A 16493-nucleotide genomic window follows, 5' to 3' on the forward strand; every position below is an offset into this window, starting at 1 on the left:
AACTTCACCTTCGTCAAATTGGTTTTTTGATCTGAAACAGGCCAACATTGATGGTTCCCTCAGCAAAGCCAGCCTCACAATATGCCAGATAGTAATGCCACATCCGCTTGAAGCGGTTGTCGTAGCCCAGCTTGGCAATTTCTGGCCAGCTCTGGAAGAACGACTTTCTCCAGCGTATGAGTGTCTGCTCGTAGTCTGCACCAAAGAACTCACGTGTCACGAGCTGCAGTTTTTGTTGCTCAATCTGCCTTGCAAGTTCCTTCGCTGAGGGGAGCAAACCTCCCGGGAAGATGTAGCGCTGAATGAAATCAACGTTCTTGCGGTAACTATGGAACTTTTCGTCAGAGATGAGAATTGCCTGAATGACAGCAGTGCCACCGGGTTTCAGGCGAGACTTGAGCTTTTCAAAATAACCGGCCCAGTTCTCTTCACCCACCGCTTCGATCATCTCGATTGAGACAATGGCGTCGTACTGGCCTTGCGTTTCGCGATAGTCGCGCAGTTCGAAGGATGCACTTCCGTCAGTTTCTTGGGATTGAAGGCGGGATTGGGCAAATCTGAGCTGCTCCTGCGAGAGTGTGATGCCGTGCACATCACGTCCGGCAGTGCAGGCATGTTCAGCAAAGCCACCCCAACCGCAGCCAATCTCCAGAATTTGTTGGTCTGGTTGTGTATCGGTCATCTGCAAGACACGATCGTACTTTCTACGCTGGGCGTCTTCGAGTGTTTCGTGCTGTTTTAGCTTGTAGGCAGATGAGTAGGTCATCGTCTCATCGAGCCAGTGGCTGTAAAAGTCATTTCCAAGATCGTAGTGGAACGCGATGTTGCGCTTGCTACCGTTTAATGTGTTTGCATTTGCCAAATGGCGCAGGCGGGCGAAAGCGCGTGAGAGGATGCCGCGCTTGGTGACAGATTGCATGATGTGTTTGTTGGCCACCAGCAAATCGAACAGAGACCTCAGGTCGCTACATTGCCAGTCTTCTTCCAGATACCCTTCGGCCAATGCGAGAGAGTTACCGGAAAGAAGACGCCATAAAAGGCGAGTGCTTAAAATCTTGACGGTTACGACCGGACCTTTCCCAGACGGGTTGCCATAGGAAAGCATTTGATCATTGGGAAGAATGACCCATAAATGACCTTCGGAGAGACGGCGGAGCATACGGTCCAGCAATGTCTTCCAAAGTTTTGAAGAGAGGTTAAGCTCTGTCATTTTTGTGCCGGTCAACGGACTGAGGGAGGAGTGATCTCTGAGTGTCATGGGTGTCTCCCTGAGTTTATTTTGGTCTTTTTGAGTGCTGGAGTTTGCTTGTGCATACTCGTTACGATGGATGCTGGCGGTGATGGTCGCTTGTGAAAGCGAGCGCCTTTGATCCAGAGTTTGAGGGCTTCGAAATGAATGAGCCCCAGGATTTTTGCCGAATTCTGGAAGTACCGAAGGCCGATCTTGAGGAGGCGCGTTGTTGTCGCCGCCTTTTGTCTTCCCTGAAAACTGGCGGTTAATACAGGTGCGCTGCCCTGTGTCAGCCGAATGATGAGTGAAACATGGTCTGTTGGTGGACGTGCAACAAAATGATAATGACCGGAGACTTCCAGAAACGGTGAAACATGGAAGTTCTTTGGGCAGGAGTGGCGGTAGGCCTGTTGAATGCCTTTATGCTCAGATGGCGTTATTTCAACGGCATAATGGTGCATGTCGCCAAAGGTGTTTCGAACCTGATAGAGAATGGCTTCCAATTTGTTTTTCGAATAGCAGTAGAACACACTGATTGGATTGAAGGCTCTTCCTAAAAATCTAGGGTAGGCGAGGAGCCGTATCTGTTCGGGAATGGCGGTTATGTGCGCTTGTTTCAACACATCCTCTACATAACCGCGCAGGGATGAATGACCTTCTTCCATGTGGTCTGATGGATGGAAGCTGAATAGGTTGAACCGGTCAACGGACAGTAAGCGCGATATCTGGTTCACGTCTTGCAATCGGTCAATGTCGATTGAAAAGGAAACGGCTTTATAGCTGAGCTTGTGTTTGATCTGATCATGACGGCAGTGCACCACATCGCCCAGGTAGATCCTGAGCGGTGCATTTGTGGTTTCCTGCTGTCGTCCTGTCAGGATCATTCCGCAGCCTCCTGATAACTTCCGTAGGGCCAGTCTTCGGGCAGGCCAATGCGTCCGTTGGGATTATCGCATGTCCATGGGCGTTGGACGTTACCGAGCGCCTCAGCGACGGCCAAGCCAGACTGCAACCCATCCTCATGGAAGCCATAGCCCAGGTAAGCGCCGCAGAACCAAGTGCGCCGTTCGCCCTGAATTTGCCAAAGTTGCCTTTGAGCGGACAGTGCAGTTTGATCGAAAACCGGATGGGAGTATTGGAAGGTGCGTAGCACGGAGCCTTCAGCTGGTTGATGGCTCGGGTTGAGGGTGACAAATACATCCTCAGAGGTGTTCAGTCTTTGAAGGGCATTCATCCAGTACGTCACGCACAGAGCGTTGTTTCCCATCTGGTTGCCGATGAAGTTCCATGCGGACCACGTTGCTTTGCGCTTCGGCATAAGAGAAATGTCGCGATGCAGGATGGCGATGTTTCGCTGATACCGGATTGATCCGAGGATCTGGCGTTCTGCGCGAGAGGCATTGCCTTCCGCATTGAGCAGGGCAAGTGCTTGATCTGAGTGACACGCAAACACGACATGATCGTAGGAGGATGCGTGACCGCTTCTTGAGTAAACCGTGATCGATCCGGGTTTGCGCTGGATATCTGAAATGCCGGCATTCAAAATGACTTTGCCGGAAATCTCTGAGGCCAGTTTCTGAACATAGTTGCAAGACCCGCCAGAAACTGTGCGCCATTGTGGTCTGTCTCGTACTTGTAAAAGGCCATGATTGTTGCAAAAGCCGATGAACGTGCGGAATGGAAACTGCAACAATTGCTGTGGAGGCATAGACCAAATGGCAGCACCCATGGGAAGCAGATGCTCATTGATGAAGTTGGCTGAATAGTTGTTTTGAGTGAGATAACTGCCCAGTGTTGTTGACAGGAATTTTGGATCTTCGGCGTCCTGAGGTGCATCCTTATAAAAGCGAAGCGTTTCCGATACCATGCGCAGGAAGCTGGGGCGGAAGAGGTTGGATTTTTGGGCGAACAGGCCTTTTAAACCTGAGCCAGAATATTCGCGGGTGCCTTGTTCGAGCGAAACTGCGAAGGACATTTCGGTTGGGTCTGTCTGGATATCCAGATGATTGAAGAGTGCAGTCAGATTGGGATAGGTTCTTTCGTTATAGACGATGAAACCGGTATCTACAGTGACGTCTTTATCAGCGACTTTTACCTGCTGCGTGTTGGCATGACCGCCGAGACGATCATCTTTCTCGTAGACATCTACATCGTGATTTTTAGAGAGAAGCCAGGCTGCGGAAAGACCGGAAATACCACTCCCAATAACTGCAATTTTCATAGCTCACATCCAATCCAAAGTTTCTCTTTTTAGGAGCGTTGATTGGAAATGGATCACCTTAGGCAGGAAAAAGTGATCCAATTGACAAACTGTTTGGTAAAAAGGCTATATGAGACAATTTGGCGGTTTGCAGAGCGATGATTACGATGCAGCTTCAAAACAATGATGGTGAGAGCGAGAACAGCCTGACTTCCGCAGATTTAAGCGCATTGCTTTTATCTCTCGGTCAAGAGCGTTCGCGGGAGATCTTCCGACAGCTCTTCGAGTTTTTCGCTCCGCGTCTTAAGACTTACTTTCTGAAAGGTGGAGCAACCTCGGAGCTTTCGGAGGAGCTGGTTCAGGAAACTTTTGTCATCGTTTGGCGAAAGGCAGAGATGTTTGACAGTCGTAAGGCTTCCGCATCGACCTGGATTTACACGATTGCCCGTAACCTTCGGATTGATCGTTTTCGTAAAGAGCGGCGGTATCTTTACAAAGATGATCAGTTTTTTGCCAATGAGTTGGTTGGAGAAGAGACCCAGATTGATGACCATCACCAATCACAGCTCAGCGAACGGGTGAAGAAAGCTCTTCCCCTTTTGCCGGCGGAGCAATCGGCCATTATCAAATTGGCGTTTTATGAAGACGCCAGCCACTCAAAAATTGCTCAGTACTTGGAATTGCCGCTGGGAACTGTCAAATCTCGGATGAGGCTGGCTCTGGCGCGTTTACGGAAACTTTTGGAAGGGGTGGACCTATGATCAACCATCACCTCAGCGATGAAATTGTATGGGCCTATGCGACTGGCTCTTTGCCGGCAGGGCATGCGTTGCTTGTCTCCTGTCATCTGGAGCTTTGCCAAGGGTGTAAGGCCCGCGTAGCTGAAGCGGAAGCTCTTGCAGGTGCTATGCTTCAAACGGGCGAGCAACAAAAACCTTCTGACGACATGTTCGATCTTCTGATGGCCCGAGTTGAAAATGAACCAACACTTTCGATGGGTGCCTATCTGGCTGAACCCAAGCCTGAGAAAGGCGTGCCATCGGCGCTGTGGGATGTGCTGGGGCATGGATACAGCGGCATCAAATGGAAGATGGTTGGTCCGGGGATCCGACAGTTCATTTTGCCGATTAAGTCGAGCGAAGGTGAAAGTGCACGTTTGTTGAAACTGTCTCCGGGGTTTGTCACGCCTGAGCATTCGCACCACGGATCAGAAATGACACTGGTGCTGCAAGGGTCGTTCAGTGATGAGACCGGACGCTATAAGATCGGCGATGTCCAGGAAGCAGACGAGCATGTGCATCATCAGCCAATTGCAGATACAGAAGAAGACTGCATCTGCCTTGCTGTGACCGACGCTCCACTCGACTTCAAAGGCTTCTTTCCCAAGCTTTTGCAGCCACTCTTCGGGATCTGATCTGATGTTGTGGCTGTAGCTGCTTGGAAGACAGTTGATGATTTACGTTAGTTGAAGATGACAACATATGATTGATCGCAAGTTATTTGAAAACAAAAAAGACACCTTGCGGTGCCTTGTCGTCTCAATCTTCGTTTGAAGAGAGATGATAGCGAGGGAGGGACTTGCCCCCCGACACGCGGATTATGATTCCTATGGAAAGTACCTTTCTCAAGAGCTCTGTTGTGACCTTCGGAATGAATAGTCGGAGTGGTCATTGTTGGCCGGAAAAAGGAGAAAATTTGAGATTTGGAAAGACGGAGACAGAGCTCAAAGACCACAAATGTATCTGGAAAAACTGAGATTAGATAGAAGTTTGCAATTCAGATATGGCTGGATAGGAAGAACAAATGAAATATGTATCTTCACAAGATGACGAAGTGGACAGGTCAAGAATAACCCGTATTTTGTGCTTCATGTTTCCGCTTTATCCAAGCTGTTTGTCATGTGTGTTGAGCTGAACGTGAAGATTATTTCAGTTTCGGCAACATACTAAAAGTGTGGGATACATAAGCAGCATCCCACACGATTTTTAAAGATGAATTTGGTGTTGCTTAGAATTTCGCTGCAAATGAAGCTCGTACACCATGGTCTCGCACATCTTCTGCAAATCGGCCATCATAATTGACACTCAAGATTGCGTTTCCTGTCAACTGCAGTTGAAGCCCTGCATCAACGATGGCTGTGTCGCGACCGAAGGATGCGCCTGTTATTGTGAAGCTTTCGCCTCCAAGTTTATTAGTTGAGGTAGCAACATTGTCACCGTAGACATGCTGCCATGCTGCGGAGCCTGTAAAGGAGCCTCTCATGGAAGCAACAGCAAACGTTCTCTCAATTCTCAAGCCAAGGTTGCTGATTGCAGTGTTGGTTGAAGATGAGTCGACAGTGAGTGCTGCATCGCCACCTTTTTCTTCAAAACCCTCAGTATGCTGTTTGATGTAGGCCAGACCTGCAATTGGTGTGAGGTTTACCAGACTAGTCTCAACACGGTAACCAGCTTCGGTGAACAGCTGGAAGGTATTGCTATTGTAATCCGCTGTCAGGTCCTCAGAGAAGGTAGCTGTACGGTCGATGTCAATCTGGTTCAACGAATAGGAAATGCCGGACTTAAGCAATGTTGCGCCGAAGTTTGCAACGCCATATGCACCCAGATGGTAGGAACCGATTGATGCAGAAGACTGGTGCTCGTCAACATCGATAGAACTGTTACCGTATCCAGCGGTAAAGCCAGCACTCAATGTTTCATTTATTGGAGCGTCAATACCCATCAGGAAACCACCGACGCGACGGTCAACAGATGCTGTGTTTTTATCTCCGTCCCAGTTGCCCCAAGCACCGTAAGCTTCGCCCCAGACTTGCGGAGCACCTTGGATGGTACGGGCCAGTGCTGCTTCGCGAACAAAGCGACTGTCTTCGATTAATACACCGTTTACAGAGGCATGTATCTCACCAGAGAGGGCGTCCAGAGCAGTTGATACATCGCGCGTATCCGTCAGGTTCATGAAACCAGTAAAAACACTGCCAGATGTGAGAGTTTTTAGTGCGCCTGCAGTGGCTTTCTGGTTCTCAGTCTCTACCAAGCTTGCGATTGCATTGGCGTTACGGGTGAGTGTCAAGAATGCATTGTTTGCGTCATAACTTAACGCAGAATCCAAGAACAGGAAGCTATCGGAGATATTGCTGAACTCTCCTGTCAAGCCACCATCAGCAGTAATGATCGTATAAGTCGTTGCTGGATTGTAAGAGAAGCCGTTGTCTGCCCCATTTTCTGGAGTGACATTTACGGAGGCTCCATCAATAATATCAACGGTGCCTGAGCCAAGTGTATTTGAAGCAATTGTCAGATCGCTATCACCATCTCTATGTACTTCCACGTTGTAGGCACTGTCTGCATTAAAGACCAAGTCACTCACTGTGAGTGTGCCGATAGAGTTACCTGGAGCGAGCGTACCACCGCTATTTACCGTAACAGAGTCAGCCGTACCTACGCCGCCGAGTGTGCCTCTATCTCCAACAACGATGTCACCAGCTTTTTTATTAACGGAAAGAGTGCCACCACCGCTAACGGTAATCTCCCCGATGTTGCTGTAATCACCAGCAAGATTCGTATTACCAGAGATAAAGGCAAGATCGATATTACCTGTTAATGAGGTGCCGAACTCATAGGCTTCATCGGTGTGATTGAAGACCAATAAACCTTCGCCAGCACCAAAATTGATTTCAGCGGCTTCCAAGTAGCCAGCAGCAGCGGCTTCCGCGTCTGCGGCTGCGCCAATATTAAGGGTACCAAAGGAGCCTTGTTGAACAGCTAAGCGAACAGTTGCTTCACCGTCGCCTACTGAAAGAACGCCGTTGTCGCTAATTGTGACTGAGCCTGTTCCAGCCCACCCAATCTCCAAGCCATCATGAACGTCCAAGCGTGAGCCTTCACCTGTTATTTGAATATCGCCGTTGGATTCTTGGTTATAGCCAACATACATGTCCTCGCTCGCTACTGAGCCGCTATCTGAGATAACCAAGGAGCCTTCGCCATTGGAGCCTACGTCAATAAAGCCAGTATTGGACCACGAGGAGCCCTTGCCAGTGATGATAACAGAACCTGTACCTACGGTGGAGTTATTGTCATAATCCCCTCCGATTAGGCCCTCATAAGTCGAAAAGGCCGCCCCATTTTCAACGGTGAGTGAACCAGAGCCATTCAGACCTACATATAGGTTTTCTGACACATCTAACTTAGAGCTCGCGCCGGAAATTGCAGCACTTCCAGTTGATGTCGCATGTTCACCTATTATAAGCTGCTGCGTCTCTACATAGCCGCCATCTTCAACGATTAATGAGCCATTGCCTTCGCGCCCCACCCATATTCCTTCAGGCAAGCCAGCCAGGTCGTCATTACGCTGTAACAGATCGGATTCAGCTACAATCCATTGAGACCCTGCGCCAGAGACTGATACCCTGCCATCAGCGCCTTCCATTTCACCAATCCGAGCGTGATAGCCAAAGACCGATGCACCGTCAGATATCTTTAGCTCACCTTGGCCTGCTTCACCGCCAACGGCCAGAAAGGTTGAATCTAGTTGAGAGCCTTCTCTGGTGACGGAGACGGTGCCAGTGGAGCCATCATACTGACCGATAATCAGTTGAGGAGTGTTAACGTGACCGCCATTTTCAATGGATAGCGAGCCTTCCCCTTTCCTTCCAACATAAAGAAGCTTAAATAGGTCATATTGTGCGGCTTCTTCCTCAGACAGAAGTCCCACTGGATCTCCGATGACCCAAATAGAGTCGTCAGAGACGACGGCGGAACCAACCGACTTTTCCGCTGCGCCAATGATGCCTGTATAGCTATATGCCAGAGCACCATTGGAGATGGTCAGCGTTCCAGTCCCACCTTCAGCTCCAACTGCAATACCACCTGACATGAGTTGTGATGTGACACCATCGGCATCGTTGGTTCCATCAATAACTACAGATCCGGAACTGCCAGCCTGATCACCAATCAATGTTAGAAATGACAGGACTGATCCACCTTCTGAGATTGTTAAGGTGTTACCATTGGAAGAACTTACGATAATGAGGTCTGATGAGAGTGGGTTTTCTAATGTGCCACCAGTTGAGCCACTAACGGTTTGATCGGTGTCTATTAGTTCTTCAGCATGTGCTACCGGAACAGAGGCGGCCGAAAGACTGAGCAAGGCGCTCACAAGTGCAGTTTTAGAAAGGAGGGAGAGATGCAGATTTTTGCTCTTTCCCAATTTGGTGAATTGCTGGAAATACATACTAAGAATCCAAAAAATGATAACAATCTTTGGTTGTTTTAGTTAATGGTATTTTAGCAATCAAGAGAAAAGTATTTATAAAAATATATATTTAGAAGACTGCCTCATTGCTCGTGTTTCTCTGCGGGTCGTCTGTCAAAAGTGGAAACACCGTCAGCTCTATATTACTTATACAGTCGGCTTTTTTGTTTCTACGGCTAGCCGTATGCCGAATTGTGCTTTCTTAGAGTAGTAACCGCGGAAATGCTAATCAGGCTACCTTGGATTTTGTATTTGCATTTGGGAAAATGGTGGTAGCGAGGGAGGGACTTGAACCCCCGACACGCGGATTATGATTCCGCTGCTCTAACCAACTGAGCTACCCCGCCATCCGGTGCGCTATGTTGCGGTGTTGACCGCCGCGCTGTGAAGGGGTGTATAAGGCCCAAGAGGGGTGGCGTCAAGCGTTCTTGGGTAAGTTTTGTGGAAATATGATCTCTTGTGAAAAACTCCATGAAAACCTAGGGTTAATGCCAATTTCGTAGAGCAATAACTGCCAGTTGCAGTTGTCAGGAACAAGAAAATCTCATTTTTTGCCAAGTTGGAAATTTCGGAGTGGCTTTTCTGGGATTTGTGGAGTGATGTCGTATTGGGGCTGCGCAAGGCATAAGCTGGACAGATCAAAATAAAACGCCCCGGTGACGATCAGGTCAGGCGGGGCGTTTTGAATAATTCGGTCAGTTTGGCAATGCTTTAGCCTGCAGGAAAGCCTGCTGCTTCCCAGCCTTTTCCGAGCAGTGCTTTGAGGGCTGCTTCTGCGCCTTCTTGCTTCTCAGCGCGCTGGATCCAACCGCCGCCGAGAACGCGTGCTTCCTGGCCGTCTTTGTCGAAGAAAACGCAAGCCTGTCCTGGGGCCACGCCGAATTCGCCTGCTACCAGCTCGACAAAAATGTTTTCGCCGCTCTTGCGCAGAATGGCTTCTGTTGGTGGGCGGGTAGAACGGACCTTTGCATAAACTGTGATGCCGTCTTCCGGCAGATCATCCAGTGTACCTGAGCCAATCCAGTTTACTTCGCGCAGCAGCAGGTTGTGGGTTGCTAACGCTTCTTGCGGACCAACAATCACGCGTCGTCCATCTGCGTCCAGATGAACAACATAGAGAGGGTCACCAGTTGCAACTCCGATACCGCGGCGTTGACCGATGGTGTAATGGATGATGCCGTTGTGTCGGCCAAGAATGCGGCCATCCACATGCACGATATCACCAGGTTCTGCTGCGTGCGGGCGAAGCTTGGCAATAACGTCTGTGTAGCGGCCTTCTGGCACAAAGCAGATGTCCTGACTGTCATGCTTGTCAGCAATTGCCAGTCCAAACTCATGCGCAAGTTCGCGAACTTCTGGTTTGGTCATGCCACCTAATGGGAAGCGCAGAAAATCGAGCTGTTCCTGTGTTGTTGCGAACAGGAAGTAGCTTTGATCACGGTCCAGATCGACAGGACGGAACATGGCAAGCTGATTGCCTTCCACGCCTGTACGGACATAGTGACCTGTGACCAGCACATCAGCGCCCAAGTCCTTGGCAGTTTCCAGAAGGTCTTTGAACTTGACGGTCTGGTTACATGTTACGCATGGAATCGGCGTTTCGCCATTGATATAGCTGTCCGCGAAGCGTTCGATGACCTGCTCTTTAAAGCGGGATTCATAATCCAGAACGTAATGCGGAATGTCGAGTTTTTCTGCAACACGGCGGGCATCGTGGATGTCTTGCCCGGCGCAGCAAGCGCCCTTGCGTTGGATTGCTTCGCCATGATCGTAGAGCTGTAGAGTGACGCCGACCACATCATAGCCTTCGCGTTTCATCATTCCGGCAACAACCGATGAATCAACGCCGCCTGACATGGCAACAACCACCCGTGTGTCTTCTGGGCGGCCGGGCAGGCCAAGACTGTTTAGCATTCCAATTACCTCATCCTGTAGGCGCGTTTAAGTGAGAGCCGTATCTATAACATCACGAGCAGATTTCAATCCTGGGAGACATTGAAGTCTGAAGCGCAGATTAGTTTCTTTTGCTTGCTTAGTGCTTGCTGCGCTCTGGCGATGGCTAAACGCGGGCTCTCTTTTAAACGCTTCGCATGCGTACGCTTCGAGCGTGCTAGTTGGCGGGAATATACCTAAAACTCGACGGAAGGCCAATCTTTTTGATTGATGTTTTTACTTGCTGGGCATTTGTTGCCGAGGCGGGGGCAATAAGTGATCTTGTGGCCTGTTCTTTGAAATGTTGAGTTGAGTTTATCTATTTGAAAATGCTTATATATTTTTGATTTTGTGGCTGGCCCGCTAATTGCATATCTGCGCGCAAGATGTCTTGACCATCGTTGCTGATGGCGTGTGCTGCGTAGTTTGAGGAATATATGTCGCAATCTGCTTTGCTGAGTTTAGCCGGTCCTGTTCAGCCGCAAACGCCTTTAGGCCCCGTTGTGGGGCAAGGTGGTAATGCGCTGCTTGGTGAGAGTGTGCTCGGCCAAAATGCCGATACTTTCTCCGGTCTTCTCGCCAAAGCTTCTGAGGGAGATGGTGCAGCGGCAACTGCGGTGGATCTCTTTTCTGGAGCTTTAACGACTGGCGGTGATCTCTCGGTTTTGAGCCCAAATCTCATCAAGGATGAAAATGGGGAGAGTGCGGTTGTTGGTTTGGCTGGTGAACTGCCGCTTTCCACTGTTTCTCAGTTGCCAGTGCCTGGTGTGGTTCCGGGATTGGGGGCAGTTGCGACAACTAATGATGAAGCGCTTCTTCTCAATGGCGGCGAAGGGAAAGCGAAAGCGCCTTTTGTTGCCTTGCCACAAAATGTCCAGGAGGCAGGCAGTCAGCCAGCCTTAGCGGAGAAAGCAGGCGAAGCGAAAGTTACTCAGCCGGTCGCTAATGTTCAAAACGCTTCTCTTATTGTGGGGGAGGGCGAGGCCATCTCTTCCAAGACAGTAGAGAGTGCTGTTGAAAATCTTGGTGCTTTACAGCAGGCCGAGCGTGGTGGGCAGATCTTGCCGCAGGCGGATGAAGGACAGGTAACGGCTCAGGTTGGAGCTGTTGCTCAAGAGACAGACGTCGCTGGAACTGTGCAGGAATCTAAAGGAAACGCTCGCAATGCTTCAGATACGCAGCAGCGTGTGACGTCCGATCAGCAGGGTGCTGTTGTTAAGCAAGGTGGTTCAACTGAGCCTCAGTTAAATGCACTGGAACTCCCGAATTCAGGTCAAGTGGCTAAGGTTTCTCCTGAGCTGATTGCACGTTCTTCAGGCGTATCTGAGAAGTCCCAGAGTTCTGCTGCTTCACCGCAAGTTCAGCCAGCGAGCAATGGGGCTAAGGTAGAGCAAGTCGCCAATGCAGTTGGTAATCGTGTTATCACGGCTTCAGAGAGCGGAAGCGTTGAAACAACCGTTGACTCAGTCAGTGCTCCTGTCGAAAAGACCACTGCAGCGGCTCGTGTTGCGGTTGAGGCAGATGTCCGGTCATCTCAATCTGTCGCTAGTCGTCAGGTTAGTGAGCTGGCAACAGCGTCAGAGGTGAAGAGCCTCAAGGTTCAATCCGAGCCCGTGCAGGCACAACCTGCTGAGGGTAAGGGAGTTGTTCAGTCTACTCGCGGGGATGTTCTTGTTGCTGTCGTTGAGGGTGAGGCAGACGCTTCCTTAGAAAAGCCGGTGCTTGTTCGACAAACTGATCGTGCAGGTTCAAGCTTTGTAGGAAACCAGCAACGAACAGCGCAACCTGCTTCTGTTGACGGTGATGGTGACATCATTTTCCCTAATGTGACTTCTAAGCCTGATGCTTCTTCAGAAAAGAATAGCCAAGTTTCGCAGGTGCAGAAGGTTGTTGAAGTTGCCTCGGCTCAATCTAATGAAGCAGGCGTCCGTTCTGCGGAACAGGTGAGCCGGACTGCTGCTGTGACCACAGCTGCGGCACCGATGGTTGGGAAAGACAAAGCCGCTGGTGGAGTTGTGCAAGCAACATCTAGCTCTGAAGCCGTCGCCGCGGTTGGTGATGCTCCAGAGACCGATGACCTTACCAAATCTGCTGATAAGAAAAGTACAGTGCCCTCTGTCAGTATTCAGGTGAAGGTGCCACAGGCAAATGAGCCGGTTGCTTCAACAACGGCAATCGATTGGGGGCTTGCTGCTGGTCCGTTGAATGGATCTGAAGCGGAGTTTGATTGGGAAAGTTCTGAAGCAATCTCAAGCACTGCTGCACGTTCTGACTCTGCATTCCGTTCAATGGGCTCTCTGCCAACCTCTACGCTGAGGAATGTTGCGAATGCTGTGTGGCCTGAGATTGCCCGCCAGGCAAGTGGCGGCGTTGATCGTTTTGAAATCCGGCTTGACCCAAAAGAGTTGGGTGGGGTCGACGTTTCTCTGGAATTTAGTAAGGATGGCCGCGTACGGGCGCATCTGATTGTTGAGAGACCTGAAACTCTTGAACTTTTGCAGCGAGATCAACGCGGGTTGGAGAAGGCTCTTCAGGAAGCTGGGATCGAAAGCGATAAGAGCTCTCTTCAGTTCTCACTTGGAGGGCGTGGCTCGCAGACTTCGGATCAGCAAGAGAACCGACAGGCAAATGTTGGGCAGCTGGATCGAGCGTCAGAAGGCGCTGAGTTGCCAGAAGAAAACTATCTCGCACAGAATAATTTAAATAGTGCTGCCCGCGCTGGCGGACTGGATATCTCGGTTTGATGCCGCGCACGAGGAAATAGATAATGACTACAATTAATGCTCTGACACCGAATGCGGACACCTCTGGCGCAAGTACCCAGAACAGCATCAATGCAAACTTTGATCTGTTTATCTCGTTGCTGACCACGCAGGTGCAAAATCAGGATCCGTTGGAGCCTCTTGATTCGGCTGAATATACGAATCAGCTGGTTCAATACACGATGGTTGAGCAACAGGTTGCAACTACTGAGAAATTAGAGGAGCAGCTGACTCAGCTCAAAACGCAAAGTGCGAGTCAGTTTGTAAACTATATCGGTAACGAAGTGACTGCTCAGAGCGCAACTGCGCAGCTCAAAGATGACAAAGCATCTTGGAACCTTGATGCCGTTTCTGCAGGTAAGGCGACTATTTCTGTCAAGAATAGTGAAGGTTCAGAAATCTTCTATAAAGAGATTGATCTGGATAAAGGTGAAACCACTTTTGAGTGGGATGGTATCTCCACAAGCGGCGCAAAAGCTGAGGATGGCGCTTATACTATTGATATTATTACCAAGGATGCCAACGGAGATCCTTTCGCAGTTCAGACTGAAGTGAAGGGGAAAGTGGACGCCGTCGACTTCAGTACTGGCGACATTATTTTGCACATGGGTGATCTCAAAGTTCCCGTGGGTGAGGTTACTGGAGTTAAGGGAATTCTGTAGTAGTTAATATCCACTGAGATCCCTGGTTATGAATCTTACCAAAACATTGATGGGGGCTTAGCCAAATTTTAAGTGCCTTGTTCTATTCTCGTCCTCAGCTTGGTCATGGTTTGTGTGAGAGTAGAATGACCGAACATATACGTTCACGAGTAAAATACGTCATCGGCCCCGATGGGAGCCCTCTGACGATAGCGGATCTTCCTCCTACCTCTACAAAGAGATGGGTTATCAGAAGAAAAGCTGAAGTGGTTGCGGCTGTGCGCGGAGGCTTGTTGTCTCTGGATGAAGCATGTAACCGGTATACTTTGACGGTTGAAGAATTTCTGTCTTGGCAGAATTCGATTGACCGACACGGTTTAGCCGGCTTGCGAGCTACACGCGTTCAGGACTATCGTGACCAGTAGGCTTCAGGCAAAAGGGTGTCATACCCAAACAGGTTTGAGGTTCTGAAAAGGCCGGCTGTCTCAGCCGGCCTTTTTGTATGTGGAAGCCACATTTTGTACAATTTTATAGATTAACCATGATGTCTTAACTGCTTCGGCAAAATCTGCCGAACAGGCCGCACAAGATTCATTCGACTCTTCAAAAGCCTAGTCAAAGGCCTTTCCTGCGATATTCCACAATGCTTCTTTGTGGGTAGATTTCCCGTTTACCGATTATTAGGGTTTTATTAACCTTTTGTTAACTCTAAGGCGGGCAATTTTTACCTATCAGCAAATCAGGGGCAATTCACGCCGATTTCCAAGGTGTTGAGAGTATTGCTGGTACTTTTTGAATGAGCGATTTGAACGTACGGGGCGGCAACTGTGAGTGGAATCCTTGACTTCTTGAAAGGACTTGGGCCCGCGCGACTGGCAGCGATGGGGGCGATGGCTGTCACGTTGATCGGCCTGTTCGGTTTCATCATTGTTCGTGCGACAGCACCGCAGATGGTACCTCTCTTCACGGACCTTACTCTTGAAGATGCTGCTGCGATTGTTAGTCAGGTTGAATCTCAAGGTGTTTCTTATGAGTTGGGTGTCAACGGACGTAGTGTTCTTGTCTCTCAGGAGAACGTTCATCGCCTGCGTATGACAATGGCGGAAGCTGGCCTGCCATCTGGTGGTGGTGTTGGTTATGAAATCTTCGACAAGACAGATACGCTTGGTGCAACCAGTTTTGTGCAGAACCTGAACCGCCTCAGAGCTCTTGAAGGGGAACTTTCCAGAACCATTCGCAGCATTGGCCGGATTTCTTCTGCGCGTGTTCATCTGGTAATCCCTGAAAAGCAGTTGTTCCAGCGTGATCGGGAACCGCCGACAGCTTCGATTGCAATTAAGGTGCAGGGTTCTTTGTCTGGTGGGCAGATCCGTGCCATTCAGCATCTTGTTGCAACAGCAGTTGAAGGACTGGAACCTTCCTATGTCTCTATCGTTGATGAGCGCGGCACTTTGCTTGCCAGCGGAACCGGCGATAAAGAGGGGCTTGCTGGTGGTTCCTCGCTGGATGAACGACGTTCGACAATGGAGGCTCGCCTGCGGCAACAGGTTGAAGAGATCCTCAATAACGTCGTTGGAACCGGTCGTGCTCGTGTCCGGGTTGCTGCAGATATCAACTATAACCGCAAAACCGAGACACAGGAGCTGTATGATCCTGATGGGCAGGTGTTGCGTTCTTCTCAGAGTAAAGAAGAGAACGCATCTTCCACCAATGGTGAGGAGACGGTTTCTGTCGGCAACCAGCTGCCGAATGCAGATGCAGCTGGCAGTGCAACCGGGTCCAAGGATGCATCGAATGTTTCAGAGGAAATCCTGAACTACGAGATCTCTAAGAGTACAGTGACGGAGATCTATGAAGCTGGTGGTCTGGAGCGGTTATCTGTAGCGGTTCTGGTTGATGGCACCTATACAACCAGTGAGGATGGAACGCAGACCTATCAGCCGCGTAGTAAAGATGAGTTGGAGCAAATTGCTACTCTGGTTCGAACTGCAGTTGGCTTTAACAAACATCGCGGTGACAATGTTGAAGTGGTCAACATGCGCTTTGTCGAGGCTCCTCTTCAGGACTTTGGTGATAGCGAAGGTGGGCTGTTCGACTTTACACGTGCTGACGTCATGAAATTTGCTGAGCTGGGTGTTCTGTTTGTGATCACCATCTTGCTGTTGATCTTCGCAGTCTCTCCGCTGATGAAGCGTATTCTTGCTAAAGAAGAAGAGAGAGCGGCGGCGGCAGAAGGCGGTGTTCAGATGCTGCCAGATGGCACATTGGTCGCTGAGGGCCCTGCGCAAATTGGTGGTGTTGTTGGTGAAATGGAGGAGGTTCCTTCTGAAATGCCAACAGCAGAATGGATTGAAGATGCCAAAATGCAGGCAGCTCTCCATCAAAGCTCAATTCAGCAAATAAGTGAGTTGATTGAAGATTCTCCGAGCGAAGCGGTCAATATCGTTCGCGGTTGGTTGAACGAGGCAGCGTAG

The 16493-nt window shown here is 49.8% G+C and carries 11 protein-coding genes and 1 tRNA gene; 6 read left to right on the top strand and 6 right to left on the bottom strand.

The features are described 5' to 3' along the window. Positions 1-13 precede the first annotated feature (13 nt). The 3 genes from PsWM33_RS10790 to PsWM33_RS10800 are packed head-to-tail and all read right to left on the bottom strand — an operon-like array spanning position 14 to position 3452. The gene (locus PsWM33_RS10790; protein ID WP_063300205.1) at positions 14-1258 is read right to left on the bottom strand and encodes an SAM-dependent methyltransferase; all 1245 of its coding nucleotides are present in this window, start codon (positions 1256-1258) and stop codon (positions 14-16) included. Continuing rightward, complete coding sequence (locus tag PsWM33_RS10795; RefSeq protein WP_063300206.1) at positions 1255-2115, bottom strand: DUF1365 domain-containing protein; 861 nt, start codon at positions 2113-2115, stop codon at positions 1255-1257. Before PsWM33_RS10795 ends, PsWM33_RS10790 begins: the two co-directional genes overlap by 4 nt. Next, positions 2112-3452, bottom strand: a complete 1341-nt coding sequence (locus PsWM33_RS10800) for an NAD(P)/FAD-dependent oxidoreductase (RefSeq protein WP_063300207.1) — start codon at positions 3450-3452, stop codon at positions 2112-2114. The genes PsWM33_RS10795 and PsWM33_RS10800 overlap by 4 nt, the downstream gene beginning before the upstream one ends. Positions 3453-3598: 146 nt before the next feature. Here PsWM33_RS10800 and PsWM33_RS10805 point away from each other — a divergent pair, with 146 nt between their 5' ends. Further along, entirely contained in the window at positions 3599-4192 is a 594-nt protein-coding gene (locus PsWM33_RS10805; protein ID WP_063298360.1) for a sigma-70 family RNA polymerase sigma factor, read from the top strand. After that, the gene (locus tag PsWM33_RS10810; protein ID WP_063298359.1) at positions 4189-4845 is read left to right on the top strand and encodes a ChrR family anti-sigma-E factor; all 657 of its coding nucleotides are present in this window, start codon (positions 4189-4191) and stop codon (positions 4843-4845) included. Before PsWM33_RS10805 ends, PsWM33_RS10810 begins: the two co-directional genes overlap by 4 nt. A 593-nt stretch (positions 4846-5438) precedes the next feature. Here PsWM33_RS10810 and PsWM33_RS10815 read toward each other — a convergent pair. The 3 genes from PsWM33_RS10815 to mnmA all read right to left on the bottom strand — a co-directional run bounded on the left by PsWM33_RS10815 (position 5439) and on the right by mnmA (position 10598). Further along, a complete protein-coding gene (locus tag PsWM33_RS10815) occupies positions 5439-8579 on the bottom strand; it encodes an autotransporter domain-containing protein (protein WP_193778391.1) in 3141 nt (1046 codons plus the stop codon). 375 nt (positions 8580-8954) lie between these two features. Next, positions 8955-9031, bottom strand: a tRNA-Met gene (locus tag PsWM33_RS10820). 364 nt (positions 9032-9395) lie between these two features. Beyond that, the gene (gene mnmA / locus PsWM33_RS10825; RefSeq protein ID WP_063298357.1) at positions 9396-10598 is read right to left on the bottom strand and encodes a tRNA 2-thiouridine(34) synthase MnmA; all 1203 of its coding nucleotides are present in this window, start codon (positions 10596-10598) and stop codon (positions 9396-9398) included. Between the two features lie 455 nt (positions 10599-11053). Here mnmA and PsWM33_RS10830 point away from each other — a divergent pair, with 455 nt between their 5' ends. The 4 genes from PsWM33_RS10830 (at position 11054) to fliF (ending at position 16493) form a co-directional block, all read left to right on the top strand. Next, positions 11054-13360 carry a flagellar hook-length control protein FliK gene (locus tag PsWM33_RS10830; RefSeq protein ID WP_063300209.1) on the top strand — a complete coding sequence of 769 codons (2307 nt, stop codon included), beginning with the start codon at positions 11054-11056 and terminating at the stop codon, positions 13358-13360. Between the two features lie 23 nt (positions 13361-13383). Then, complete coding sequence (locus PsWM33_RS10835; protein ID WP_063300210.1) at positions 13384-14040, top strand: flagellar hook assembly protein FlgD; 657 nt, start codon at positions 13384-13386, stop codon at positions 14038-14040. A 125-nt stretch (positions 14041-14165) separates the two neighbouring features. Then, positions 14166-14444: a CtrA inhibitor SciP gene (gene sciP, locus PsWM33_RS10840; RefSeq protein WP_063300211.1), complete on the top strand. Its 279-nt coding sequence runs from the start codon at positions 14166-14168 to the stop codon at positions 14442-14444. Positions 14445-14846: 402 nt separating this feature from the next. Beyond that, positions 14847-16493 (top strand): flagellar basal-body MS-ring/collar protein FliF, encoded by a 1647-nt coding sequence (gene fliF, locus PsWM33_RS10845; RefSeq protein WP_082826968.1) that lies wholly within the window; start codon positions 14847-14849, stop codon positions 16491-16493.

Origin of the sequence: Pseudovibrio sp. WM33, from assembly GCF_001623165.1 — a bacterium.
In the GTDB taxonomy this organism is placed as follows: domain Bacteria; phylum Pseudomonadota; class Alphaproteobacteria; order Rhizobiales; family Stappiaceae; genus Pseudovibrio.